We start from the raw sequence: 512 nt of genomic DNA, 5'->3' as shown, positions 1-512 counted from the left end.
GCGGAGTTCGACCCGCAGTTCTTCGGGATGTCGCCTCGTGAGGCTTNTGCGGAGTTCGACCCGCAGTTCTTCGGGATGTCGCCTCGTGAGGCTTTGGCGACGGATTCGCAGCAGCGGTTGTTGCTGGAGGCGTCGTGGGAGGCGTTGGAGCGGACCGGTGTCGATCCGGGCGCCCTGCGCGGCAGCCGCACCGGCGTCTTCGCGGGCGTGATGTACAACGACTACGCCTCGCTCCTGGACGGCGGCGAACTGGAGGGGCACCAAGGCCAGGGCAGCTCCGGCAGCATCGCTTCAGGCCGCATCGCCTACACCTTCGGTTTCGAGGGGCCGGCGGTGACGGTGGACACGGCGTGTTCGTCGTCGCTGGTGGCGATGCACTGGGCGGCGCAGGCACTGCGTTCCGGCGAATGCGATCTCGCGCTCGCGGGCGGTGTGACGGTGATGTCCACGCCGAACCCCTTTGTCGAGTTCTCCCGGCAGCGTGGTCTGTCGGCGGATGGCCGGTGCCGGGC

At 68.7% G+C, this 512-nt stretch carries 1 protein-coding gene; it reads left to right on the top strand.

Annotated elements, in window-relative coordinates; translation table 11 throughout:
• Nucleotides 1–512 (top strand): beta-ketoacyl synthase N-terminal-like domain-containing protein (locus AN218_RS07835; RefSeq protein WP_141747503.1); only part of this gene is annotated, 512 nt, incomplete at both ends.

Source organism: Streptomyces nanshensis (assembly GCF_001751255.1).
GTDB classification, from domain to species: domain Bacteria; phylum Actinomycetota; class Actinomycetes; order Streptomycetales; family Streptomycetaceae; genus Streptomyces; species Streptomyces nanshensis_A.
This window is presented reverse-complemented; position numbering and strand designations above follow the sequence as displayed.